The 285-nt window shown below is 58.6% G+C and carries 1 protein-coding gene; it reads left to right on the top strand.

Going from position 1 to position 285, the window contains the following annotated elements:
- Nucleotides 1–245 (top strand): copper chaperone PCu(A)C (locus EN807_RS34900; RefSeq protein ID WP_135938114.1); only part of this gene is annotated, 245 nt, incomplete at its 5' end.
- Between the last annotated feature and the right edge of the window lie 40 nt (nucleotides 246–285).

Below are 285 nucleotides of genomic sequence, written 5' to 3'. Positions count from 1 at the left end.
GATCTGGCGTCAAGGACGGCGTGATGACTATGCGGCCGGTCACCGGTGGTCTCGAAATTCCGGCCGGCGGCAAGGTCGTTTTGGGTCCCGGCAGCTATCATGTGATGTTCATGGATTTGAAGCAGCCACCCAAGCAAGGCGAGATGTTCGCCGCCACGCTGACCTTCGAAAAGGCCGGGACGGTGACGATCAAATTCGCCGTGCAAGCCATGGGCAGCGCGGCGCCTCAAGAAGACAATGATTGAACCGACCGTCGTACCGATCAGGATTCTAGAGGGACCATCA

The organism is Mesorhizobium sp. M5C.F.Ca.ET.164.01.1.1 (assembly GCF_004792125.1).
GTDB lineage: Bacteria > Pseudomonadota > Alphaproteobacteria > Rhizobiales > Rhizobiaceae > Mesorhizobium > Mesorhizobium wenxiniae.
The sequence above is the reverse complement of the archived record's forward strand: the minus strand, read 5'-3'. Positions and strand labels throughout refer to the sequence as shown.